We start from the raw sequence: 20,950 nt of genomic DNA, 5'->3' as shown, positions 1-20,950 counted from the left end.
CTGTCCCGAATGCGGCAACAAGCTGTGTTGAGGTGCAATATGTGCGCTTTTCCTCTGCTTTCAATGAATTTACGTTGAATGCCGCCGATTTGTTGGGGAAAAGCTTGGTTCTGCGCTAAAATTTGGCGCTGTCCAACTCTGCCGCCCACGAAATGTTGCAAGCGGCAGAGGGAAACTTCCGATCAAAAGGGCAATTTGAACCCCGCCGGCAACGGCAATCCACTCGACATCTTGCCCATTTCTGCATTGCTGGCGGCGTCTGCTTTATCACGTGCATCGTTGAAGGCAGCGGTGATGAGATCTTCAAGCATTGTTTTGTCGGCAGGTACGATCAAACTATCGTCAATCGCCACACCTAATATGCGTCCCTTGGCGGTCGCACGCACCTTGACGAGGCCGCCACCCGAGACGCCTTCGACTTCGATTGTATCGAGAGTTGCCTGCGCTTGCTCCATTTGTTTCTGGATATTCTGCGCTGCTTCCTGAGCAGCCTTAATCATGTCTTCCATGCTCTTCATGCACGTTTACTCCATTGTGATTCACTCTCGTCGCTGTCGAGCAGTTCAGCTTCGGGAAAAGCTGCAAATGCAGCCTTTACCAAGGGGGATTCCAATATTGCACGTCGGCCTGCTTCGGCTACCGCCTGTTCCTGCTCCAGCAGGCTAGGCTGGGCTTCGCCGCTTCTTTCTTCCAAATCCCACCGAGTGCCTGTAACCTTAGCTAAAGCGTCTCGTAGCTCCGGAACGAAAGACGGAGGTACTGGCCCCGCCAATTGATATGCGAGCAACGGCGGAGCATATTCGACCAACCGAATTACATCGCGCAAAGTCATTTCCAGACTGACAAATCCGTCGCGCGCCAAACGGTCCAGTAGCGCCGGAAAGTCGGCGGGTATCAGAGATGTCACATTAGGTGTCGTAGGGATATCGAGAGCGGTAGGGGCAGACGCCGGAGGCGCGGACGTAAAGCTGCCATGCGCCACCATTTTAGCAAGCTCACCCGGATCTGGAAGCGTAGCTGCGTGAATCACGCGAAGCAGAGCCATGTCGGCTGCATCCAGAGGAACAGCAGCCCGTGCCACCTCCTCCTGCCCCTTCAGCAATAATTGCCACAATCGGTGAAGAATCGGAAATGAGAGGCGGTCGGCCTGATCCTCGGCCAACGCGGAAGCCTCGGCGTCTAGTGCACCGTCGTGCGGCGTGCCGACCTTTGCCAAGGTCAACCGATGCACTTCAGATAAAAGCCCCGCAAACATCGCAAGCGGTTCGACGCCCAAATTATACTGGTTCTTTGCTTCCGCCAGCATCGCCTGTGCGTCGCCCGCCAATATCAGCGCAAACAGACGACGGATCGCACCTCGGTCCGAAAGGCCTAGCATGTCACGCACCTGTGCGGCGGTCACTTTACCGTCGCCATCCATATCGGCATGGGCAATTGCCTGATCCAATATCGACAAGCCGTCGCGCACCGAACCTTCGGCAGCCTGCGCAACTAAGGTCAGGGCATCTACCTCCGCCTCAACAGATTCCTTTTGCGCAATATCTGCAAAATGGCTGGCGAGCAGTTCTGTTGGAATTCGCTTCAGGTCAAACCGCTGGCAACGTGACAATACGGTGATTGGAACTTTGTTCACTTCGGTCGTCGCAAAGAGAAACTTCACATGGCCCGGCGGCTCTTCCAACGTCTTAAGTAACGCGTTGAACGCGTTTTTGGATAGCATGTGGACTTCGTCGATGATGTAAATCTTGTAGCGCGCGGACACAGCCGAATAGCGCACCGCCTCGATAATCTCCCGGACATCGTCAACGCCAGTATGGCTTGCCGCGTCCATTTCGATAACGTCGATGTGGCGCCCCTCTGCAATCGCGACACAAGGTTCACATTGGCCGCATGGGTCAATCGTGGGACCTCCCTGACCATCGAGGCCAATGCAGTTCAAGGCCTTGGCAATCAGGCGCGCGGTCGATGTTTTGCCTACCCCGCGCACACCGGTCATCAAAAAGGCATGCGCCAGACGGTCGCGCTTAATCGCGTTGCCCAGCGTTTGCACCATTGCATCCTGACCGATGAGTTCGGCAAATGTCTGTGGCCGGTATTTACGGGCTAGTACCCGGTATGCAGCGCCACCCATCGCCGCTGGCTTCTCAGGGGCAGGCACATCGAGCCCCAGACCCAAGGCATCATCGGGCATATCCGGGTCGCGCGCGGCGAGGTCAGGGGTGGTGGAATCAGGCATCGAAATAATGTTAGGCCGCTCTTTGCGGATTGTCGAAATGTTCTCAAGCGATTTGGAAAAATAGGAGCCGAATGACCCGCAGCGAATTCGTTGTGGCTGCTTCCGTCAGGATCTGACCAGGTTGGCGAGTGCCACGTCCATCCGACTCCCGCGGCGCATATGGCGGCAGATCGTCCGAAATGCAAGCGCGGCCCGCGCGAAAGATGGTAAATGGAGACTTTACCTTATGCCGGAACCCCTTGTTCACCCTGCCCGTCTATCGCCTATTATTCACAATGGGAGATTCGGATATGACCATCTCGCAAATATCGGGTCAAAATTACATGCGTTATGAAGACGCTGCACAGGAAGATCGCAGCGCGCCCCGCGTCAAACTGCACATTCCAGCACAAATGCGTCCTTCGGGGTCGCCGTCCTTCTCCGTAATTGTGAAAGACCTATCGCTTTCCGGCGTTGCCTGTGAGGCGCTGACCGGGATGTCCGCCGGCACTCGCATTTGGCTAACTTTGCCAGGTCTTTCGGCTTTGCAGGCGAAGATAGTCTGGAACGACGGCACCATGGTCGGTTGCGAATTTGATACGCTGTTGAACCTTGCCGTGATGGAAAATGTCCTCGCCCGTTTTCCGGTGCAGGGCTAACCTTTTCACTTGTTTCCAGCAGGGCTGTTAGGCGTTGCGGAGATACCAGTCATAGTCAATCGACGGCACTTGACCGAAATAACGGTCCTGTTCAACACGCTTGACGATCGTGTACATGTCGACGAACCGCTCCCCCAGATAGTCCCGCATCAGCACGGAACCATGGAACCGGTCCACGGCCGCAAACCAGTTGCTGGGTGGTTTGTCATCACCTGAACTGTCCCGGTCATAACCATTACCGACCACCGCAGGGCCAGGATCGATCTGGTTGGTTATACCGTGATGAATGCCGGCCAACACGCCAGCCACCGCAAGATAAGGGTTCGCGTCCGCTCCGCAGGCGCGATGCTCTACATGGCGGCTAGACGGAGGGCCTGCAGGAATGCGGAAGGACACGGTGCGGTTGTTGACCCCCCATGTTGGCGCAACCGGCGCATAGCTGTTCGCCTTAAACCGGCGGTAGCTATTGGCATGTGGCGCAAAAAGGGCAAAGCAGTCGCCCACAGCACCGATCATCCCGCCAATGGCGTGGCGCAACATCGGCGTGCCTTCGGGGTCTTCGGAAGCGAAAAGATTTTTGCCTTCGGCGTCATTCATCGACACATGGATATGCATGCCGCTACCCGCTTGCTCGGCAAAAGGCTTCGCCATGAAGGTTGCTTCCAGCCCATGCGCCTGCGCGACAGCTTTTACGACGCGCTTGTACATGATGGCATCGTCACACGCGCGCAGAACGTCCGGCTTATAGCGGAGGGTCAATTCGCATTGCCCTGGGGCGAATTCCGAAATGGCGGATTCGAGCGGCAGGCCCTGAATATCGCAGGCTTCATAAAGTTCGTCGAAAAAGGGACGGAAGTCGTCAAGTTCGCGGAGGCCATAAACCTCGACCATCTGCGGCGTGCTGCCGCTATATTCTGGCCGCGCAGGACGTACCGAGCCATCACGGGCGCGTTTTGGATCAAGTAGATAAAATTCCAGTTCCACTGCCAACGCTGGGGTCAGGCCCATTTCGGCAAAGCGATCGACAACCAATCCCAGCACATGGCGCGGATCCAGGTCGTGCGGCTGGCCATCCAACTCGTAAAAATCGACCATGAATTGTGCGGCATTGTCGCCTGCCCATGGGGTCCGCACCAAGGTGCCGGGAATAGGCTTCATCGAACGGTCGGCGTCGCCATCTTCCCAGACCAGTCCGGTTTCGACAGTATCCTGACCAGTGATGTCTACCACAGCTATCGAGCCAGGGAAGAAACGACCGATTTCATAAACCGAAAGCACTTCATGCTGCCGCAAACGCTTGCCGCGCGGCACACCGCCCATGTCCGTGTAGATCATCTCGACGGAATCGATATCCGGATTTTCCGCAAAAAAAGCTTCTGCCTCACTACGCTGGGCGATCTTTGCCGATGAAATGGCGCGTTTTGTCATGCTTTTATCTCCAAAAGCTCGCCTACACAGGAATCCAGCGCGTGCAAGAGGCGATCCACTTGCTCCGACTGCGTCACCGGGCTCAGCAGCATCATATTATGAAAGGGCGCGAGCAATATGCCGCGGTTGGTAAGGTAGAGATGAATCGCCGATTCAAGATCATGGTCCATCGCCGCACGTGCTTCATTTCCATTACGCGGCGGTTGGACAGCGCAGACAAATTCAACCCGAGCGCCGACATGACTAACATGCCAAGGCAAGCCATGTGCCTCAATAACTTGTCGGAGACCTGACACCAGCCTGTCCGCCATAGCGAGCATATGGTCGTAAGCCTTTCGTGTAATGACCTGCCCCAACATGGCATGCATGGCGGACATCGCCAACGCATTGGCCGAAAGCGTTGTGCCAATACCGCTATGCCCTGCAGGCCGCGCTTTGTTCAGGGCCTCCATGCGGGCCGATATTTGGGCCGTGAAGCCATACACAGCACATGGCACCCCGCCACCAATAGATTTGCCGATAACCATGATGTCGGGCATGGGTCCGTGGCTGTTGCTGTGCCCGCCATAGCCGGACGAAATGGTATGCGTTTCATCAAATACCAGCAACGTGCCTGTTTCGCTGCAGAGCCGCCGCAAGGTTTCGAGATAGCCCGGCGCATCGCGGATCATGCCGATATTCGTCATGACCGGTTCGGCGAGCACACAGGCAATATCACCATTTCGCAACGCGCTTTCCAAAGCCGCCACATCGTTGAACTCGATTGCGACCGTCGTCAGCAAAAGATCCTGCACTTGCCCGATCAAACTCGGACGGTTGACCGCAAGACCGTCGCGTAAATCAACAAAAACATCATCCACAGCGCCATGATAGCAGCCATTGAAGATCAGGATTTTGCTCCGACCCGTCAAACCCCGGCACCAGCGGATCACGGCCCGGTTCGCTTCACTGGCGGTTGTGGTGACCTGCCAATGTGGCAAGCCAAACATCGACGCCAGCATATTCCCCAATTCGGCACCCTCGATCGTGGGTAGCATATAGCTAAGCCCCTTCCCCGCTTGCTCCGCCAAAGCGGACGCGAGCGCAGACGGAGAATGACCGAACATGCTGGCGGTGTCGCCAAGGCAGAAATCGTCAAATGTCTGACCGTCCAAACTGGTAAGCGTTGCGCCTGTTGCACTGGCTGCGACAATAGGAAATGGGCTGGGCCAGTCTAGCATCCAGTGGAAAGGAACCCGCTGGAACCAGCCATTTGACCTTTCGAAATAATGTTTCGACTTCGGGTTAGCATTAACGAAACGCGTCAACTCCCGTTCGCGCAGTGCCAATATTGCCTTCGGATTAATCACAGCCGGTCTCGCAAGGCATAATAGAGAAGACCCAAGGTGGCGAGTGGCCGCGATAGAAATTTGCCACCGGGAAAGGGCTGGTGCGGAAGATTGGCCAATACATCGAAGCGTTCCATCGTCCCTGTCACTGCCTCCGCCAGTAATTCGCCCGCCAGCGTTGTAACCAAAGCACCATGACCCGAAAAGCCATGGGCGAAGTAGATATTTCCATTTCGGCCCAGATGCGGAAGACGGTTCATCGTCACCCCGACAGCGCCACCCCATGCATAATCGATAGGCGCATTGGCGAGTGACGGAAAGACTTCTGCAATATGCTTCCGGACAAACGAAGCTATATCGGCCGGCGGGGTCTGCACATATTTCTCCCCGCCACCGAAGATCAGGCGTTTATCGGCGGACAGACGGAAATAGTTGAGCACGAAACGGCTATCCGCAACCGCAGCGTCGCTCGGGAGAAAGTCCTGCCACGATTCCAATGGCGACGTTGCGATATTATAATTCATGATCGGAATGGTGTAGCGGCCGAGCCGTTGGTCAATATCCTGCGTCCAAGTATCGGTCGCGACGATTATGTTTTGGGCATCGACTTCTTCGGGCCGCACAAAACTATTCTCGAATATTTCAACTCCTGCCGCCTCTGCCGCTTCGGCAAGACCCAACGCATAGTTGAGCGGGTGAAAATGCCCGCCTTGTGGATCGTAAATCCCACCATGATAGCCGCCGCCCCGGATATGCCGCTCCATATTCTGCGGCTGCACGATCTGCGCTTTCCAGCCAAATTCGCGAGCGAGAAATTCCGCATCGCGCTGCATCGCGTCGAAATGTGCGGGTTTATATGCCGCCTCCAGATGCCCGTTTTTCAAATCACATTGGATGCCGTGCCGGTCGATCCGTTGTTTCACGCGATCCACAGCGCCATAGGCAAGATCGAATATCGCCTGTGCCCGCTCGCGTCCAAATTCTTCATCCAGTTCCCGCATTGACCAGCGCAGGCCCGGGATCAATTGCCCGCCATTTCGGCCCGACGCACCAAAGCCGATAGTCTTCGCTTCAATCAACGCCACCGTCAGGCCTTTTTCGGCACAAGCAAGCGCCGCGGACAGGCCGGTGAAGCCGCCGCCGATGACGATCACATCATATTTGTTAACTTGGCTGAAGCTTGGACGCGTTTTCCAGGACTTGGCGGTCGCGCGGTAATAGCTGTTGTTGAGGGGATCGGTCATGGCGCAGAAACGGAGTTAGCCCGCGTCTCCTTCCGGCGGTCCGAGGTCGATGACATAGAGCTTTCGCACCGGCGTCAGATTCTCCCAAACCCCTTCAAATCCGGGCTCGATCACCAGATTGCCGTCAGGACCAGCCTCCGCCACGCTGCCGTCGTCGCTGGTCAGGCGCACATGTCCTTCCAATATGCGGCAATATTCCCATTCGGAGTAGGATACGCGCCAGGCACCCTCGCCGCAGCTCCATTCCCCGAAATATTTCCGGCCATCCGGGGATTCATAGGCGTTGCGGGTCTCGCCATGCGGATTGCCGTGGACTATCCGGTCGGGTGCGGGGGAAAAAACCTCGGCTTCTGCGGTGTCGATGTGGATGCTACGCACTATCACCGGGCTATACCCGTAACAACAAATGCTCGCGTTCCCAGCTGCTCACCACCGACTGGTAGTTGAACAGCTCATAATCTTTCACCGCATAGAAAATCTCGAAGAAATCCTCGCCCAGCAAATTCCGCACCGGCCTACAGGCCGAAAAGCGATCCAGCGCCGCTTCCAAGGTACGCGGCAAGGTCCGCGCGCGGTTATAGGCACTGCCGGTAATAGCCTTCGACGGCACCATGCGTTCGACCATACCAATATAACCGCACACCAACGACGCAGCCATTGCCAGATAGGGATTGGAATCCGCACCCGGAAGCCGGTTTTCGACGCGGCGGTTTGCTTTGTCCGAGATAGGAACGCGAAAGCCACAACTGCGGTTATCTTCACCCCATTGCACGTTGATAGGCGCCGCGCTGTCCGGACGCATCCGGCGGAAGCTGTTGACGTTCGGCGCCCAGAGGGGTGAAATCTGCGGCATGAATTTAACCAGCCCCGCAATGTAGCTGCGGAACAGCGCGCTATCCTTACCATTAGCGTTGGAAAACAGGTTCTTGCCCGTTTCCGCATCGACCACCGATTGATGGATATGCATAGCGCTTCCCGGTTGGCCCGCCATAGGGTTGGCCATGAAGGTCGCATAAACGCCATGTTGTTTGGCAACAGCGCGCACGACACGCTTAAACAGGAACACCTGGTCGGCCAGCTTAAGCGGATCGCCGTGCAAGAAATTCACTTCCAACTGCGCAGCGCCCATTTCGTGGATCATCGTATCGATATCCAGACCCATCAATTCGCAATTGTCGTAGATATGGTCGATGATATCTTCATATTCATTCATCGCCTCCAGCCCGTAAGGCTGGCTTGCAGTTTCCGCGCGCCCGCTTGATCCAGTGGGCGGAACGAGCGGGAAATCGGGGTCGGTGTTTTGCGACACGAGGTAAAATTCAACCTCGGGCGCGATAATTGGTTTCCAGCCCTTGGCGGCATAAAGGCCGAGCACTTTTTTCAATATTGTGCGGGGAGCCAAGTCAACTTCCGTCCCGTCGCCATTATAGGCATCGGCAATGACAAATGCTGTTGGGGATTTGAACCCGGGTGCGACACAAATGGTGTCGGGATCCGCGATCAGGATTTTGTCGGGGTCCTTATCCCAGATGTCTTCGATATCTTCAGGATAATGACCGTCGATGGTGCAAATGAAAACACTTCCGGGGATGCGCAACGATTTGTCGCGGACCGAGGAAAGGAATTTCTTGGCCGGCAAAACTTTGCCGCGTTGAACACCATTAATGTCGGGAACGATACACTCGACTTCGTCGATTTTATGCTCTGCGATCCAATTCGCGAGATTGACAGACATTGTTTTCACCAGCTTTCTGTTCGCTGGATAAGGACATGCCGGGCTTGAAAGGTCAAGCCCGGCATGCAGATTCCGATAGGGAAATCCCTAGGAAAGTTACTTAAAAGAAGTAAGCGAGCGAGAAAACAACGCCAGCAGAACTGTCTTTGAACGCAAAGGTCGACTGACGGTCTGTATCAACATAGGATGCACCGAGGGTGAAACCGGCAACGTTGGCGGTCAAGCCAAGCGACCAGTCCAGTTTCGAGCTACCACCCGTGAAGGCGCCATCTTCAAGGCCAACTGAACCAACAATCGAAATGGGCGAGTCAGGCAACGCGATTGCAGCGTTGGTCGCAACATATATATTATCGGTATTGCCGGTGTTATCCTGGCTTGGAACATAGCTCAATTGACCACCGATGGTTGCTGGTCCAACAGTCGTTCCCAACTTGCCGGTGAACTCAACATAGTTGAAGCTCGAAATGCCGGGATAGACATAATAGGTTGCGCCGATGTCATAGGTGATGGTGTCGCCGCCCGAGAAACCGGCATAAAGATCGACTTCAATATCGTCACCAGCATTTGCGGCGAGGTTCGAACCCCATACGCCAACGTAAAAGCCCGATTCGTGCTTTACAGTAAGGGTTGGCTGGATCGCGAAATCCTTGTCCGAAAGCGAAACGCCGCGGAAACGATAATCCGAAACGCCGGTGATACCACCTGTGATGGTGATGGGACCGGATTCTGCTTCTTCTTCCTGCGCAAATGCAGGTGCGGAAACAGCGAGTGCGCTCATTGCAACGCTCATCGCAGCCAGTTTCAAAATCGAGTTACGCATAAAATTACCCCTTCTTTAGGTGCGCTATTAAGTTAGCCGAAGACAAGGCGTACACCACCGCCACCGGCACATGCCGTCCTCTTCCCGCTAAATCTAATGCGCGCGCTGTGGTTAATTTTTATTTACCAGCGCCTTTATTGTGCAGGTGCACACAAACATCAATGGAACGCGCAATCAAGCAATTTTATGTCAGTGCCGTTGTCCTTTTTGACAAATGTGACAATTACATCACAGTTTTATGCCAGAAAGAAGCGCAATGCCGGGGTCTAAACAAAGGCAATTCCTGCATTCAAAAAGGGTCAATTCTGATGGAAAGGCGACCCTTTTCAGGGTCGCCTCGCTTTGTCAGACAGAACCGCCCAAGGAAGTTCCGTTATTGAAGAAGGCGTGCACTTCTTCACCAATCGCAAGTCCTAACGGCACACCGCCGACATTGTCTGCCGGATCACGCGGCAGCCCATCGAACCGCCAGTGAACGCCGAGGAAGATACGGCTGACCGAATTTTCCCAGATCGGCCTGACATAATTATCAAAGCTGATCGGCGTCCGATACCGAACGGAACCGTCGGAATCGACTGCGATGCCGTCGAGTTCATCCGAGACAAAGGTGAAACTCTCACTTGCAACCAATCCCGCAGGTGCGGTTTCCTCGGCCACCACATCCGCCGTTGTTATCGGCCCGGCAGAACTGTTAAGTGCGAGACGTAGCGACTGAAACAACGCCGCGCCAAAGGTGGCATGGCCCGACGGATAAGCCGGGAAAGGTGGCGTAAAAGTTGAGCGCCCCAAAACATTGGTTTGCGGCGCACCCATTGGCGCCCAAAAAGGATCACCATCTGGTGCAGCTTCGGCACGGATACCGACCACTGGCCGCCACAGGTCATAGAGATATTTGTAATACCATGCGTCGATCCCGGCGTCCGCCATCGCGACATTGACCTGCGCAAACAATTCCGCTGTCCGCGCCACACTCAGATTCTTGCCGGCTACGATCTTCCGCGCAATTTGGTTATAGAGCCGGGGCGGGACACCGAGGTTCATGACACCATCATAGGCCCAGTAAACGCCGATCCTTTCCTGCTCAGCCGTGCGGCTGCGGCGGTCTTCGGCACCGTAGGCGACAACTTCGTCATAATCCGCCTTATAATCAGCATCCGCGAGCAAATTAGGCAGTCCTTGCCCCGGATATGGTGCCAGCGGCTTGTGCGCATTACCGGTGAAACGAGCTACGTTGCCCCATGCTGGCCCAAGACGGGCTTGCCCAGGCGCATAGGGATCAGCTCGATGCTGCCCGTAAACGGGAGAGACCACCTGAGGCGCGGTAAGCATCAGATCGGAACCATCATTGACCCGCGCCGCCAACAATGCATTGGCGATTTCCTCACCATAGTTGAAGCGAGCATTGTTCCCGCCGTCATAGCTATCATCGATGAAGTCACCATAGCGCGGGTACATGGCCTTTAACGTGGTTACGGCCGCGCCTGCCACAATATCGTCTACTGCGCCCGCTGGAGGAGCAGCTACGGTGTGTGCTATGCCTTTCTTGTTCAAATAAGCAGCACCGGGAACGCCATTTTTAAAAGCTATGGCATCGTGGATAGCCAAATGGACAATCGCCATGGCGCGGGATGTGCGTATCGGCCCGGGTTGCTGGCTATTTGCATAGCCACGGGTGAAGTCACGGCGCGAACATTCAAGTAATACGCCATTCCAGAAAAGAACAATATTCATGATATCCTCCGAAGCGGGATGAGCAAGATAGCCACGCGCCCGCATATCACGCATCGCGACCCGTGATTTCAGTGAAGATACTTCGATTAGTTTATAAGTAATCTGTCGCTTTAAACTGACTCATTTGAACCGCGACAACATCTTATTAGTACTGAATTTTTACAATTCATTGGACGTATTTATCATCAATAAAATATTAACGACATTTTACCGATAAATTTGCATTATTCGCCGCTAAATACTGTGCGAGGGCAATAGCGTCTACGCTACCCAAGCAATCTAGGGGGGACCGTACGGTTGACCACTTCGCGCAAGGCAAAAGCTGTTTCGATCCGGGCAACGCGAGGTAAGCGTGCGATTTCCTGGCGGTGGATGATTTCATAGTCCTCGATCGACGCCGCCCGCACAACCAAAAGATAATCGTTACGGCCGCTCATAAGGTGGCAGCGGATGATTGATGGGCCTTCGGCCACCGCCGCTTCGAACGCACCCATCGCCTCCTCACTTTGGCTGTCGAGCGTGATGGTGACCATTACTGTGGCACCCAGACCCAATTTACGTAGATTCACATCTGCGCGATAGCCCCGCACGATGCCGGCATCTTCCAGCGCCTTTTGCCGCCGTGCCGCCGCGCTAGGTGACAGCCCTGCCGCATCCCCCAACTCCTGCTGCGTCGCCCGGCCATTTGTGACCAAAGCGCGAAGTAATTTACGGTCAGCGCGATCGAGTTGCATATTTTCTTCGTCCTGTTAAATTTTTGCGCGGAATATATGCGTCATATAACCCATCTTGTCGAATCTTTGCGGATTAACCGCAGAAGGACAATGCTATTTCTCCGTCACAGAGACTCAAATCAGGAGAAGAGAAATGCGTGTCGGCGTTCCCAGCGAGATTAAGGTTCACGAATATCGGGTCGGCCTGACCCCCGGTGCCGTGCGCGAATATGTTGCCCGTGGGCATCAGGTTGTCGTCCAATCAGGGGCTGGCGCTGGCATTATGGCAACCGATGACGCCTATCGCGCTGCGGGTGCCGAGATAGCGGCCACAGCTGCCGAGATCTTCGCCGGATGCGACATGATCGTAAAGGTCAAAGAGCCCCAGCCTTCGGAATGGGTTCAGCTTCGCCCCGACCAGCTTCTTTTTACCTATCTTCACCTCGCGCCAGATCCTGAACAAGCAAAGGGCCTGATCGCTAGCGGCTGCACAGCCATCGCTTATGAGACCGTGACCGACGAAAAGGGCACCCTGCCCCTGCTCGCACCCATGAGCGAAGTTGCAGGCCGCCTCGCTATCGAAGCCGCTGGCGAAGCGATGCGTCGCAGCGAAGGTGGAGCAGGAATATTGTTGGGCGGCGTTCCCGGTGTTGCTGCAGGCCGCGTCTGTGTCATCGGTGGCGGCGTTGTCGGCACCCATGCTGCGCGCATGGCGGTCGGCCTTGGCGCGGAAGTCACCATCGTTGATCGTTCCATCCCCCGCTTGCGCGAACTGGACGAATTGTTTCAGGGCCGCGTACGCACACGTTATTCAACGCTCGAAACAATTGACCATGAAATCAGCATTGCTGACGCTGTCATCGGTGCAGTTTTGATCCCCGGCGCCAGCGCGCCGAAGCTTGTGACTCGTGCCATGTTGAAACATATGAAGCCGGGCTCGGTTCTCGTAGACGTCGCCATCGACCAGGGCGGGTGCTTTGAAACATCGAAGCCCACCACGCATGCAGAGCCTACTTATGTGGTCGACGGAATCATCCATTATTGCGTCGCCAACATGCCCGGCGCGGTACCGCAAACAAGCGCTGCAGCCCTGAATAACGCCACTTTGCCTTATGGTCTCGCGTTAGCCGAAAAAGGTGTCGGCGCTCTGCATGCCTTGTCCGATACAGGACGCGGCCTGCTTGCCGGACTCAATGTCCACAAGGGCAAGGTGACCAGCAAGGCCGTCGCGGACAGCCTTAATCTGGATTTTGTCGCGCCGGAGACTGCGCTCGCCGCGTGACTCCCGCGCGCCTTGGTGCTAACCGGCGCGGCATGGGCAAAGAGGGGCGGATTACAGCGCATCAGATCGCAGCGATGCTGGGGGTTTCGCAACCCACAGTGTCGCGTGCGCTGCGTGGCGACAAAAAAGTCAACGAAGACACCCGGGCGCGGATCGTCGCGCTGGCGAACGAGCTCAACTACTCGGTCGACCACAATGCCTTACGTTTGCGCACGCAACAGACCTTTTCGATCGCCCTCGTCATCCTTTGCCGAAGAGGAGAAAATAAGGCGAACATCAACCCTTTCTACCTCTCGCTGCTTGGCTGCATTGCTGCGTCCGCATCTGAACGGGGCTATAATCTGATCGTTTCTTTCCAGGATTCTCCTGCCAATTTCTTCGCCAATTATACCGGAAGCCGCCAGTCCGATGGCCTGATTGTTATCGGAAGCGGGCAAAATGTCGAAGGCTGGCAATATTTCGGGGAGTATGCCCGGCATAACACCCCCATGATCTGCTGGGGTGCGAGCAAGGAAGACCTGGTTTCGATCAAAAGTGACAATGCCATGGGTACTAGGCTCGCCATGGACCATCTGCGCACAAAGGGATGCCGCAACATTGCCTATATCGGCCCGATGAATAGTGAGCAGCCCCAATTTCAGGACCGCATCAATACCTATATGGCGGTGACACAGGAGCTTGGCCTGCCCGTCATCTGCCCTACTTTGCCCGAAAACGCGGTGCGCGAGGACCAGGGTTACGCCGCGGTCAAGGCTCTGTTGCGGGACAAGACAAACTTCGACGGTCTGTTTTGCGCCAATGATTTCATTGCACTAGGCGCACTCCGCGCGCTGGATGAAGCCGGTATTGCTGTAGGCAAGGACGTCCACGTAATTGGCTTTGACGGTATCGCCACAGGCGCATACGCCCAGCCGCCTCTAACCACCATCGAGCAGGATTATTACAAAGCCGGCGAAATGCTGGTGGAAGCGCTTATTGCGCTACTGAAAGGGAAAACGCCGGATACAACTCCAGTGCCGGTGCGCCTACTATTGCGCGAAAGTGCCTGATAGGAGCAGTTAGCCAGCACTGGTAACGCCACTGCGGAAGTTGGACGTGCCTGCTTAAACAACTGGTGCCCAATCTCAATTAGAACCATCGCACGGAAAGCCGCGCAAATTTACACTCTGCTGCCTTACAACCACTTGGCAGCCTGTCGACGTGTTAGGCAGAGCAAAATGCGTAACATAAGTGTCGTCCCACTAAGGAAGCGGCCCGATAGCGAAACGGCACTTGCCTGTCAGTGCCTCAAGTGGGAAAGGGACTGCTATCAACGCATTTTCTTTTTGGAACGCACCTCAACCATGTCTTCGCATAAAAGCCATCGCCGCCGTGGCGCAGCACCCGTCAGTGGTAATCCCAAATTCTATGGCCGTCACGCCGTCTATGCCGCGCTCGACAATCCTGACCGGCGGTTGATCAAGCTGTGGGGCACGCGGGAAGAGTTGGGAAAAATCGTAATTCCCGAAGGATTAGCAGTGCAATTTGCCGATGCCGCAGACTTGGCCCGTTATGTGCCAAAGGACGCCCCACATCAGGGTCTTGTGCTGGAAGTAGCGCCCATGGAAGATGTCTGGCTGACCGATGCGCTGGCGGTGGACGAAGACGACACGCGGCCGCTGCTTATATTGGACCAGGTAACCGATCCGCACAATGTCGGCGCCATTTTCCGCACAGCGGCAGCGTTTAATGCGGTCGCTGTAATAACACAGGACCGCCACGCCCCGCCCGAATCGGGAGCCTTGGCGAAGGCAGCGTCTGGAGCACTCGAGGTGACGCCATGGGTCCGCGTCGTAAATCTGGCGCGCGCGCTAGAGGAAATTGCCGAGGCAGGTTATTGGCGGATAGGCTTGTCGGGCCATGCCACAGCCACACTCGAACAGGCGCTGACTCCGGGGCGCAATGCTCTAGTATTGGGCGCCGAAGGTGACGGCATGCGGCATAATATAGAGGAGCATTGCGACCAATTGGCAAAGCTGCCAATCAGCGAGCAGATGGAGTCGCTCAACGTTTCCAATGCCGCCGCCATTGCGCTTTACGCGGCGACGGTACGCAGGGGCTGAATGCGAAGGGGAATCGCAATGCAAATAAGTCTGGTCACAACATGGGCAAAGGTGGCGGTGGCCACTGCCGCTTGTTTTTCACTCAGCGGGTGCCTGATCCTGCCCGGAGAATTTGTGTCGGCAATGACGGTGCGCAAAAATGGCGATTTCAATTTTACCTATAAAGGGCAAATCCAGCTGGTGGGCCTTGCCAATCTGTTGAACAATGACTTTTTGGGCAAAGAGGGCACAGCGGAGTTCAAGGCTGTCTGCTGGAACGAAACAATCGAACCTGCTGCTGACAATAGCGAAACGATGGAGATCGACCTGAAGCGCGACGATGTTGCTGCGGTTAGTGGTCCGGTGTTCGGGATTGTGCCTGCGTCGAACTGGCGGGCGAATGTGCTGGCATTTCAGGACGAGCAGAAAGCGCAAGAAGAAGATGCGAATGTCGCCGCCGAAGCCGCGGCGGCAGCCGCAGCCGATGCAGCTTCTGCCGCAGCAGATGCCGCCGCTGCCACGGCGGATGCCGCAGCGGACTCGTGGGAAAGCAACGAACGTGAATGCACCCCAGCCGAAATAAAACAGCAAAAGGCCGACTGGGACGTCGAACAAGCCGAAAAGAAAAAGCGTGAAGAACAAGGCCGTAAGATGGCCGAAATGATGCTTGGCGGAATTGACCCGGAGAATCCCGAAACCATCAAACGCTTTACGCGCGAAGTCGAACGGCTGGCCGCGTGGAACAAGGTGGAGCATTTGGGCAATGGTGTCTTCATGATTGATTACAGCACCAGTGGCAAACTTGCGGACGACTTCGCCTTTCCGGTAATACCGCGATATTCGCTAGGCGAACCGATGATCCATATAACCCGTTGGGACAATGGTCGCCTGCGCGTCGAAGCGCCGGCCTTCCGCACCGACCCCGAAATGTCGCTCAGTTCGCTGATCGGCATGGGCAGCATGGCGGCAGGTTTCATGGGCAAAGGCGGCGCTGACAAGATGCCGGCCGAACCCATTGCGATAAAGGGCACTTTTACCCTTACCACCGATGCGCGCATCCTCGCCAATAACAGCGAAGATGGACCAGAGGAGGCTGATGGCCTCCAGACCTTGCGCTGGGATGTTGGCCCTGCCCTCTACGGCGCGCCGATGGCGTTACTGAAACTGGTCGGCTGATGGGCATTTCGGCTGAAGGGTTAAAGAATGCGTTGGATTCGCTGGCTCAGATTGAGCCACGCTTTGCCGATGCGCTTACCGCCACGGGCTATCCGGAAGCACGGATTCGCGAGCCGGGATATGCAACCTTGTTGCGTACCATTGTAGGCCAGCAGGTAAGCGTCGCGGCAGCCGCCTCGGTATGGAACAAGCTGGAGGCATTGCTCGGCGAAGGCTGCGCTGCGCACAAGCTCATCGAGCAAGATTTTGACGCGTTGCGCTCCTGCGGCCTAAGCCGTCAGAAACAGGGATATGCCCGTTCGCTGGCCGAACTGGTCGTAACAGGTGAACTCCCTCTCGACGCCCTGCCCGCAGATGATGAGGAAGCCATCGCTTACCTCACAAAGGTCAAAGGCATCGGACGCTGGTCAGCGGAGATATATCTTTTGTTCGCGGAAGGCCGGACCGACATATGGCCTGCGGGCGATCTTGCCGTGCAGGAAGGCGTCGGACGCTTATTGAAGCTGGATTCCCGCCCATCCGAAAAGGAAATTCGCGAGATCGCAGAAAAATGGCGCCCGCATCGGGGAGCCGCGGCCATCTTCACATGGCACATTTATGCCAAGGGCTTTCAGGCGATCTAAAGCTTCAGTCCAGGATTGAGCTTCATCATTTCCAGGATAAAGCTTTTCGGCTTTTTGAAGTACTTGCTCTTCCGGTTCACGTTCAAGCCAAGCAATGCCGCCGCCTCCATCGCGAAATGGACGCAATTACGGCTGTTCAAGCTATAGCTTTTACCCGGCATACTCCGCCATTTCTCCACCAGCGCCATCAACTTTGCATATTCCGCATCCGACAATCGCAGTGAAAAATGCGGGTTGCTGCTGGCGATATATTTGTCCCCCTTTGTTTCGATCATGCCCTTTACCGACCCCATCAGGATCGCAGGCGAAACGCTGACAGCCGTGAAGCCATAATTGGTGTCGACCTGCTCTCCAGTCGAATCAACTTTGCCCTTCAGCTTCACAAAAGCGTGCGGGAAGTGATCCCCAAAGTCATGGCTGTAGAAAGTTGCAACAACCTCCGCCTTGGCCGCAACGGGGACCAGACTGACAAAGAGGAGGAAAAGCAGGGGGAAAATGCGAAACATATCTACTCCTTAGGAGCGCCGGATTTATCCAGCCTTTATGACGACGGCAAGAAACAGTTGACGCGAACGTCAAATTGATGTCGCTGACAAGAGTGTAAACGGGAGAGAGAGTCGCCGATATGGCTGAACAACAGAAAAGCATGTTTGTCACCGGAGCTGCATCCGGCCTGGGCCGTGAAGTTGCCCGCTATTTTGCCAATGTCGGCTGGTTTATCGGCCTCGCCGACGTTGACATGGCAGGGCTTGCCGAAACTGCGAAGATGCTACCCCCCGGCATGAGTTCGACGCACAAGTTGGACGTGACCGACCGGGCGCAGTGGACCAAAGCAGTTGCTGAGTTCGCGAAGCATACTGGCGGGCATATGACGGTGCTGTTCAACAACGCTGGAATCGGTACAGGTGGACCTATCCAGGACATGACCGATGAAGAAATTGACAAGATGATTGCGGTCAATTTGACCGGTGTGATCAGCGGCACACGCGCCTGCTTCGATCTTCTGAAGAACACACCGGACGCATGCGTCCTCTACACCAGTTCTGCAGCCGGCATTTACGGCTCGGCCGGGTTGAGCGTCTACAGTGCCACCAAATTCGCGGTGCGTGGTCTTGCCGAAGCGCATGACATTGAATGGCGGCACCTTGGAATCAAATCCCGCAGCCTGATGCCCGGTTTTATCGACACCAATATCATCAGCGCAGTCGACCCCGGCAGCAATATGTCCGGTAAGGACAAGCTCCAGTCCGCGGGCGTTGAAGTCAGTCCGGTGTCAATTATCGGCCCTGCGGCATGGGAAGCTATTCATGGCGCCAATGTCCACACCACGGTGAATAAAATGGCCAAGCAGCTCGCATTTTCTGCGCGCTGGTTCCCGAACCGGCTGCGCAAGTCATTGGGGTTGATGGAAGGTTTGGGCGACGTGGTTGGGACCAAGCCCTAAGCCGCGATCGCGTCAATCGCTTGTGCCAACGCAACATCGCGGTCGGACATCCCCCCGGCATCATGTGTGGTCAGCAGGATATCGACCCGGTTGTACACGTTGAACCATTCCGGATGGTGGTCGGCCTTTTCGGCCAAGATGGCGACGCGCGTCATGAAACCGAAGGCTTCGGCAAAATCCGAAAAACGCAAACTGCGCCGGATGCCCAAGGCTTCGGGATCATAGCTCCAGTGCGGCAATTGGCTCAAAGCCAATGCGCGTGCGGCGTCGTCCAACTTTAAAATGGCCATGTTTGATCCCGATTTTGCAATTCCTGATTTTCATGCCTATGTCGCAGCATGACATCCCGTCAAGCCTATGCCCCTTCGCTTCATCTGGAAAAAGTCGTCGTCGTCCGTGGAAACCGACTGGTGCTCAGCAATTTGAACTTGGACGTATCAGCGGGAGAATTAGTTTGGGTACGGGGGGCAAATGGATGTGGAAAATCAACTCTGCTGCGCGTTATTGCGGGATTGCTCGATGCATATTCAGGAAAGGTGAGCGCTGAGGGCAAGCTGGCACTGGCAGATGAGAATCTTGCCCTAGACCCTAATATGACGGTCGGTGCAGCGCTGCACTTCTGGGCGCACATGGATGGCGCATCGCTATCGGATCGTGATGCTGCGTTAGCCGCGATGGATTTGCTCACTCTTTCCGAAGTCCCGGTCCGCTACCTTTCAACAGGCCAGCGCAAGCGAGCATCAATTGCCCGCGTTCTGGCCTCAGGGTGCGCGATCTGGTTACTCGACGAGCCCTATAATGGATTGGACAGCGCCAGTTGCGCTCATCTGGATAAGGCAATTCTATCCCACATCGCTGCCGGTGGCATTGTAATGCTGGCCGCGCACCAGTCGCCGTCGATCAATGTCAGCGAAAGCCTTGTCCTAGACTCAACGGGACGCAGTTTATGAAAAGCTTCGTCTTGTTGGTCATGCGCGAAATCCGCTTAGCCTGGACCGGTGGCGGCCTTTGGTTGCCAGTGATTTTCTACCTCGCCGTTGCGACGCTTTACCCCTTTGTCACCGGCCCTGACAAAATGCTGCTGGCGCGAACGGGCGGCGGCATATTGTGGATTGCGGCATTGCTATCGACATTACTACCCATTGAGCGGCTTATACTACCGGACCGCCAGGCTGGTATACTCGACCAATTGGCGATACGTGGCTGGACGGATGAGCTGGTCGCGACAGTCAAGATCACAGGCCAATTGGTGGCCTTTGCTGTGCCACTACTGTTGGCATCCATCATCGCATCAGCCCTGATTGGGTTGCCCGAAGCGAAGTTGCTGACGCTGTTGCTCGGCCTTGCTGTTGCTTTACCTGCTCTAGCTGGCTTGTCGGTCACCATCTCCGCGCTGACCGCTGGTTTGAATGGCGCGAGTGCCTTGGGTGGCCTTTTGCTCATTCCGCTAGCCATTCCCATCCTTATTTTTGGCGCAGGCACCCTATCTGATAATCCTGGCAACGCCATGCAATTACTCGCTGCCACCTCGCTCGCCATTGCGGCACTGTCGCCCTTTGCGGCTGGCGCCGCGCTTCGCGCCGGGCGGGTTTAACCGCTGCTGTCTTTCGGCGCCATTTTTTGCGCATAGCCGTTCGCAACCATGGCTTCGACCATATCAAACAGTTGCTCGGGATTCTGGGCCCGCAAGACCGGAATATTGGCTTCCATGCCCTCTGCGATCACAATCTCGCGCTTGCCTTCGGCCACGGCTGTCCAGATGATCTGCGCGACCTCATTTGGATCAATACCATTATCGATTGCCGCATCGCTCGCCCCGCGCACGGATCCGTCTGCATTCAAAGCATTGCGTGAAACATTAGTCCGCACGGAGCCCGGGGCGACAACGAGGACTTTGACACCCTGCCCTGCAATTTCGCTACGTAATGCGTCGCTATATCCGACAAGCCCGTGCTTCGCGGCGCAATAGGCCGTGCGCAGCGGCACACCTGCTTTGCCGGCGACACTAGAGATCATGATTAACTGGCCGTCGCCATTCCCGAGCAAATGGGGCAACAATGCCTGAGTCAGTGCGATCGGTGCCATCAGGTCGACAGATACTATCCGTTCATAGACCGAGAAATCCGTATCGATTGCCAAGGAACGCTGGGAAATCCCCGCATTGTTGACTAAAATGTCGACCTTGCCTGTAAACGCCACTGCCTGTGCAGCCATGGACGCGAGTGCCGCAAAATCTTCCGTGTCGAAGGGTAATATGTGGCAACGTTCAGGCGCTTGTGTTTCTTTCGCGACCCGTTCCAATTCGGAAACGCGGCGACCGGATAATATAGCGGATCCACCGCCCGCTACAAAAGCTTTCACCAAGGCCTCTCCGATTCCAGACGAAGCACCCGTTACCCATGCTGTTTTCCCGCCTTGATCAACCATATTGTCCTCTCCATTCCTTTCCCACCGGATGACAGTTGCTTGTC

General features: G+C 55.7%; 22 protein-coding genes and 1 other RNA gene. 9 read left to right on the top strand and 14 right to left on the bottom strand.

Annotated features, from left to right (window positions below):
- Window positions 1-182 precede the first annotated feature (182 nt).
- The 3 genes from EUU25_RS03270 to ffs all read right to left on the bottom strand — a co-directional run bounded on the left by EUU25_RS03270 (window position 183) and on the right by ffs (window position 2,388).
- Window positions 183-518 (bottom strand): YbaB/EbfC family nucleoid-associated protein, encoded by a 336-nt coding sequence (locus tag EUU25_RS03270; protein WP_158898250.1) that lies wholly within the window; start codon window positions 516-518, stop codon window positions 183-185.
- Window positions 515-2,131, bottom strand: a complete 1,617-nt coding sequence (locus EUU25_RS03265; protein WP_246162971.1) for a DNA polymerase III subunit gamma/tau — start codon at window positions 2,129-2,131, stop codon at window positions 515-517. Before EUU25_RS03265 ends, EUU25_RS03270 begins: the two co-directional genes overlap by 4 nt.
- Before the next feature lie 162 nt (window positions 2,132-2,293).
- Window positions 2,294-2,388, bottom strand: an RNA gene (gene ffs, locus EUU25_RS03260) — signal recognition particle sRNA small type.
- Between the two features lie 138 nt (window positions 2,389-2,526).
- On the opposite strand from ffs, the gene EUU25_RS03255 reads away from it, so the two are divergent.
- Complete coding sequence (locus tag EUU25_RS03255) at window positions 2,527-2,874, top strand: PilZ domain-containing protein (RefSeq protein ID WP_246162883.1); 348 nt, start codon at window positions 2,527-2,529, stop codon at window positions 2,872-2,874.
- A 27-nt stretch (window positions 2,875-2,901) separates the two neighbouring features.
- Here EUU25_RS03255 and EUU25_RS03250 read toward each other — a convergent pair whose 3' ends face one another.
- The 8 genes from EUU25_RS03250 to EUU25_RS03215 form a co-directional block, all read right to left on the bottom strand.
- On the bottom strand, window positions 2,902-4,302 hold the full coding sequence (locus EUU25_RS03250) for a glutamine synthetase family protein (protein WP_158898246.1): 1,401 nt from the start codon (window positions 4,300-4,302) through the stop codon (window positions 2,902-2,904).
- Complete coding sequence (locus tag EUU25_RS03245) at window positions 4,299-5,651, bottom strand: aspartate aminotransferase family protein (RefSeq protein WP_158898244.1); 1,353 nt, start codon at window positions 5,649-5,651, stop codon at window positions 4,299-4,301. The genes EUU25_RS03250 and EUU25_RS03245 overlap by 4 nt, the downstream gene beginning before the upstream one ends.
- Window positions 5,648-6,874, bottom strand: coding sequence for an NAD(P)/FAD-dependent oxidoreductase (locus EUU25_RS03240; protein ID WP_158898242.1), 1,227 nt, complete (start codon window positions 6,872-6,874; stop codon window positions 5,648-5,650). The genes EUU25_RS03245 and EUU25_RS03240 overlap by 4 nt, the downstream gene beginning before the upstream one ends.
- A gap of 15 nt (window positions 6,875-6,889) precedes the next feature.
- On the bottom strand, window positions 6,890-7,252 hold the full coding sequence (locus EUU25_RS03235) for a cupin domain-containing protein (RefSeq protein WP_222848823.1): 363 nt from the start codon (window positions 7,250-7,252) through the stop codon (window positions 6,890-6,892).
- Between the two features lie 10 nt (window positions 7,253-7,262).
- Window positions 7,263-8,609 carry a glutamine synthetase family protein gene (locus EUU25_RS03230; protein ID WP_158898239.1) on the bottom strand — a complete coding sequence of 449 codons (1,347 nt, stop codon included), beginning with the start codon at window positions 8,607-8,609 and terminating at the stop codon, window positions 7,263-7,265.
- Window positions 8,610-8,709: 100 nt separating this feature from the next.
- Window positions 8,710-9,429: a TorF family putative porin gene (locus EUU25_RS03225; RefSeq protein WP_158898237.1), complete on the bottom strand. Its 720-nt coding sequence runs from the start codon at window positions 9,427-9,429 to the stop codon at window positions 8,710-8,712.
- Between the two features lie 345 nt (window positions 9,430-9,774).
- Window positions 9,775-11,160, bottom strand: a complete 1,386-nt coding sequence (locus EUU25_RS03220; RefSeq protein WP_158898235.1) for a vanadium-dependent haloperoxidase — start codon at window positions 11,158-11,160, stop codon at window positions 9,775-9,777.
- 266 nt (window positions 11,161-11,426) lie between these two features.
- Window positions 11,427-11,894 carry an Lrp/AsnC family transcriptional regulator gene (locus EUU25_RS03215; RefSeq protein ID WP_158898233.1) on the bottom strand — a complete coding sequence of 156 codons (468 nt, stop codon included), beginning with the start codon at window positions 11,892-11,894 and terminating at the stop codon, window positions 11,427-11,429.
- Between the two features lie 133 nt (window positions 11,895-12,027).
- Between EUU25_RS03215 and ald the strand changes: the two genes are divergently transcribed.
- The 5 genes from ald to EUU25_RS03190 all read left to right on the top strand — a co-directional run bounded on the left by ald (window position 12,028) and on the right by EUU25_RS03190 (window position 17,035).
- Entirely contained in the window at window positions 12,028-13,155 is a 1,128-nt protein-coding gene (gene ald / locus EUU25_RS03210) for an alanine dehydrogenase (RefSeq protein ID WP_158898231.1), read from the top strand.
- Window positions 13,152-14,204, top strand: coding sequence for a LacI family DNA-binding transcriptional regulator (locus EUU25_RS03205; protein ID WP_158898229.1), 1,053 nt, complete (start codon window positions 13,152-13,154; stop codon window positions 14,202-14,204). The genes ald and EUU25_RS03205 overlap by 4 nt, the downstream gene beginning before the upstream one ends.
- A 294-nt stretch (window positions 14,205-14,498) precedes the next feature.
- A complete protein-coding gene (rlmB, locus tag EUU25_RS03200) occupies window positions 14,499-15,257 on the top strand; it encodes a 23S rRNA (guanosine(2251)-2'-O)-methyltransferase RlmB (protein WP_158898227.1) in 759 nt (252 codons plus the stop codon).
- Window positions 15,258-15,275: 18 nt separating this feature from the next.
- The gene (locus EUU25_RS03195) at window positions 15,276-16,412 is read left to right on the top strand and encodes a hypothetical protein (protein WP_158898225.1); all 1,137 of its coding nucleotides are present in this window, start codon (window positions 15,276-15,278) and stop codon (window positions 16,410-16,412) included.
- A complete protein-coding gene (locus tag EUU25_RS03190; protein ID WP_158898223.1) occupies window positions 16,412-17,035 on the top strand; it encodes a DNA-3-methyladenine glycosylase family protein in 624 nt (207 codons plus the stop codon). The genes EUU25_RS03195 and EUU25_RS03190 overlap by 1 nt, the downstream gene beginning before the upstream one ends.
- On the opposite strand, the gene EUU25_RS03185 is transcribed toward EUU25_RS03190, so the two are convergent.
- Window positions 17,032-17,541 carry a hypothetical protein gene (locus tag EUU25_RS03185; protein ID WP_158898221.1) on the bottom strand — a complete coding sequence of 170 codons (510 nt, stop codon included), beginning with the start codon at window positions 17,539-17,541 and terminating at the stop codon, window positions 17,032-17,034. The two genes, EUU25_RS03190 and EUU25_RS03185, sit on opposite strands and share 4 nt — an antisense overlap.
- Window positions 17,542-17,660: 119 nt before the next feature.
- On the opposite strand from EUU25_RS03185, the gene EUU25_RS03180 reads away from it, so the two are divergent.
- Complete coding sequence (locus tag EUU25_RS03180) at window positions 17,661-18,479, top strand: SDR family oxidoreductase (protein ID WP_158898219.1); 819 nt, start codon at window positions 17,661-17,663, stop codon at window positions 18,477-18,479.
- On the opposite strand, the gene EUU25_RS03175 is transcribed toward EUU25_RS03180, so the two are convergent.
- Window positions 18,476-18,769 (bottom strand): 4a-hydroxytetrahydrobiopterin dehydratase, encoded by a 294-nt coding sequence (locus EUU25_RS03175; protein WP_158898217.1) that lies wholly within the window; start codon window positions 18,767-18,769, stop codon window positions 18,476-18,478. The genes EUU25_RS03180 and EUU25_RS03175 overlap by 4 nt on opposite strands.
- Window positions 18,770-18,817: 48 nt before the next feature.
- Here EUU25_RS03175 and ccmA point away from each other — a divergent pair, with 48 nt between their 5' ends.
- Both ccmA and EUU25_RS03165 read left to right on the top strand, forming a co-directional pair.
- Window positions 18,818-19,429, top strand: a complete 612-nt coding sequence (ccmA, locus tag EUU25_RS03170; RefSeq protein WP_158898215.1) for a heme ABC exporter ATP-binding protein CcmA — start codon at window positions 18,818-18,820, stop codon at window positions 19,427-19,429.
- Window positions 19,426-20,073 (top strand): heme exporter protein CcmB, encoded by a 648-nt coding sequence (locus tag EUU25_RS03165; RefSeq protein WP_158898213.1) that lies wholly within the window; start codon window positions 19,426-19,428, stop codon window positions 20,071-20,073. The genes ccmA and EUU25_RS03165 overlap by 4 nt, the downstream gene beginning before the upstream one ends.
- Here EUU25_RS03165 and EUU25_RS03160 read toward each other — a convergent pair.
- On the bottom strand, window positions 20,070-20,906 hold the full coding sequence (locus tag EUU25_RS03160; RefSeq protein ID WP_158898211.1) for an SDR family NAD(P)-dependent oxidoreductase: 837 nt from the start codon (window positions 20,904-20,906) through the stop codon (window positions 20,070-20,072). The genes EUU25_RS03165 and EUU25_RS03160 overlap by 4 nt on opposite strands.
- Window positions 20,907-20,950: the final 44 nt, after the last annotated feature.

Origin of the sequence: Sphingorhabdus lacus (assembly GCF_009768975.1) — a bacterium.
GTDB lineage: Bacteria > Pseudomonadota > Alphaproteobacteria > Sphingomonadales > Sphingomonadaceae > Sphingorhabdus_B > Sphingorhabdus_B lacus.
This window is presented reverse-complemented; position numbering and strand designations above follow the sequence as displayed.

What these genes read in the sequence shown, in the direction of transcription:
- EUU25_RS03270 (WP_158898250.1), bottom strand. Translation starts at nt 518, where the DNA reads ATGAAGAGCATGGAAGACATGATTAAGGCTGCTCAGGAAGCAGCGCAG.
- EUU25_RS03220 (WP_158898235.1), bottom strand. Translation starts at nt 11,160, where the DNA reads ATGAATATTGTTCTTTTCTGGAATGGCGTATTACTTGAATGTTCGCGC.
- EUU25_RS03165 (WP_158898213.1), top strand. Translation starts at nt 19,426, where the DNA reads ATGAAAAGCTTCGTCTTGTTGGTCATGCGCGAAATCCGCTTAGCCTGG.
- ald (WP_158898231.1), top strand. Translation starts at nt 12,028, where the DNA reads ATGCGTGTCGGCGTTCCCAGCGAGATTAAGGTTCACGAATATCGGGTC.
- rlmB (WP_158898227.1), top strand. Translation starts at nt 14,499, where the DNA reads ATGTCTTCGCATAAAAGCCATCGCCGCCGTGGCGCAGCACCCGTCAGT.
- ccmA (WP_158898215.1), top strand. Translation starts at nt 18,818, where the DNA reads ATGACATCCCGTCAAGCCTATGCCCCTTCGCTTCATCTGGAAAAAGTC.
- EUU25_RS03240 (WP_158898242.1), bottom strand. Translation starts at nt 6,874, where the DNA reads ATGACCGATCCCCTCAACAACAGCTATTACCGCGCGACCGCCAAGTCC.
- EUU25_RS03190 (WP_158898223.1), top strand. Translation starts at nt 16,412, where the DNA reads ATGGGCATTTCGGCTGAAGGGTTAAAGAATGCGTTGGATTCGCTGGCT.
- EUU25_RS03180 (WP_158898219.1), top strand. Translation starts at nt 17,661, where the DNA reads ATGGCTGAACAACAGAAAAGCATGTTTGTCACCGGAGCTGCATCCGGC.
- EUU25_RS03185 (WP_158898221.1), bottom strand. Translation starts at nt 17,541, where the DNA reads ATGTTTCGCATTTTCCCCCTGCTTTTCCTCCTCTTTGTCAGTCTGGTC.
- EUU25_RS03250 (WP_158898246.1), bottom strand. Translation starts at nt 4,302, where the DNA reads ATGACAAAACGCGCCATTTCATCGGCAAAGATCGCCCAGCGTAGTGAG.
- EUU25_RS03225 (WP_158898237.1), bottom strand. Translation starts at nt 9,429, where the DNA reads ATGCGTAACTCGATTTTGAAACTGGCTGCGATGAGCGTTGCAATGAGC.
- EUU25_RS03195 (WP_158898225.1), top strand. Translation starts at nt 15,276, where the DNA reads ATGCAAATAAGTCTGGTCACAACATGGGCAAAGGTGGCGGTGGCCACT.
- EUU25_RS03230 (WP_158898239.1), bottom strand. Translation starts at nt 8,609, where the DNA reads ATGTCTGTCAATCTCGCGAATTGGATCGCAGAGCATAAAATCGACGAA.
- EUU25_RS03255 (WP_246162883.1), top strand. Translation starts at nt 2,527, where the DNA reads ATGACCATCTCGCAAATATCGGGTCAAAATTACATGCGTTATGAAGAC.
- EUU25_RS03160 (WP_158898211.1), bottom strand. Translation starts at nt 20,906, where the DNA reads ATGGTTGATCAAGGCGGGAAAACAGCATGGGTAACGGGTGCTTCGTCT.
- EUU25_RS03175 (WP_158898217.1), bottom strand. Translation starts at nt 18,769, where the DNA reads ATGGCCATTTTAAAGTTGGACGACGCCGCACGCGCATTGGCTTTGAGC.
- EUU25_RS03215 (WP_158898233.1), bottom strand. Translation starts at nt 11,894, where the DNA reads ATGCAACTCGATCGCGCTGACCGTAAATTACTTCGCGCTTTGGTCACA.
- EUU25_RS03265 (WP_246162971.1), bottom strand. Translation starts at nt 2,131, where the DNA reads ATGGGTGGCGCTGCATACCGGGTACTAGCCCGTAAATACCGGCCACAG.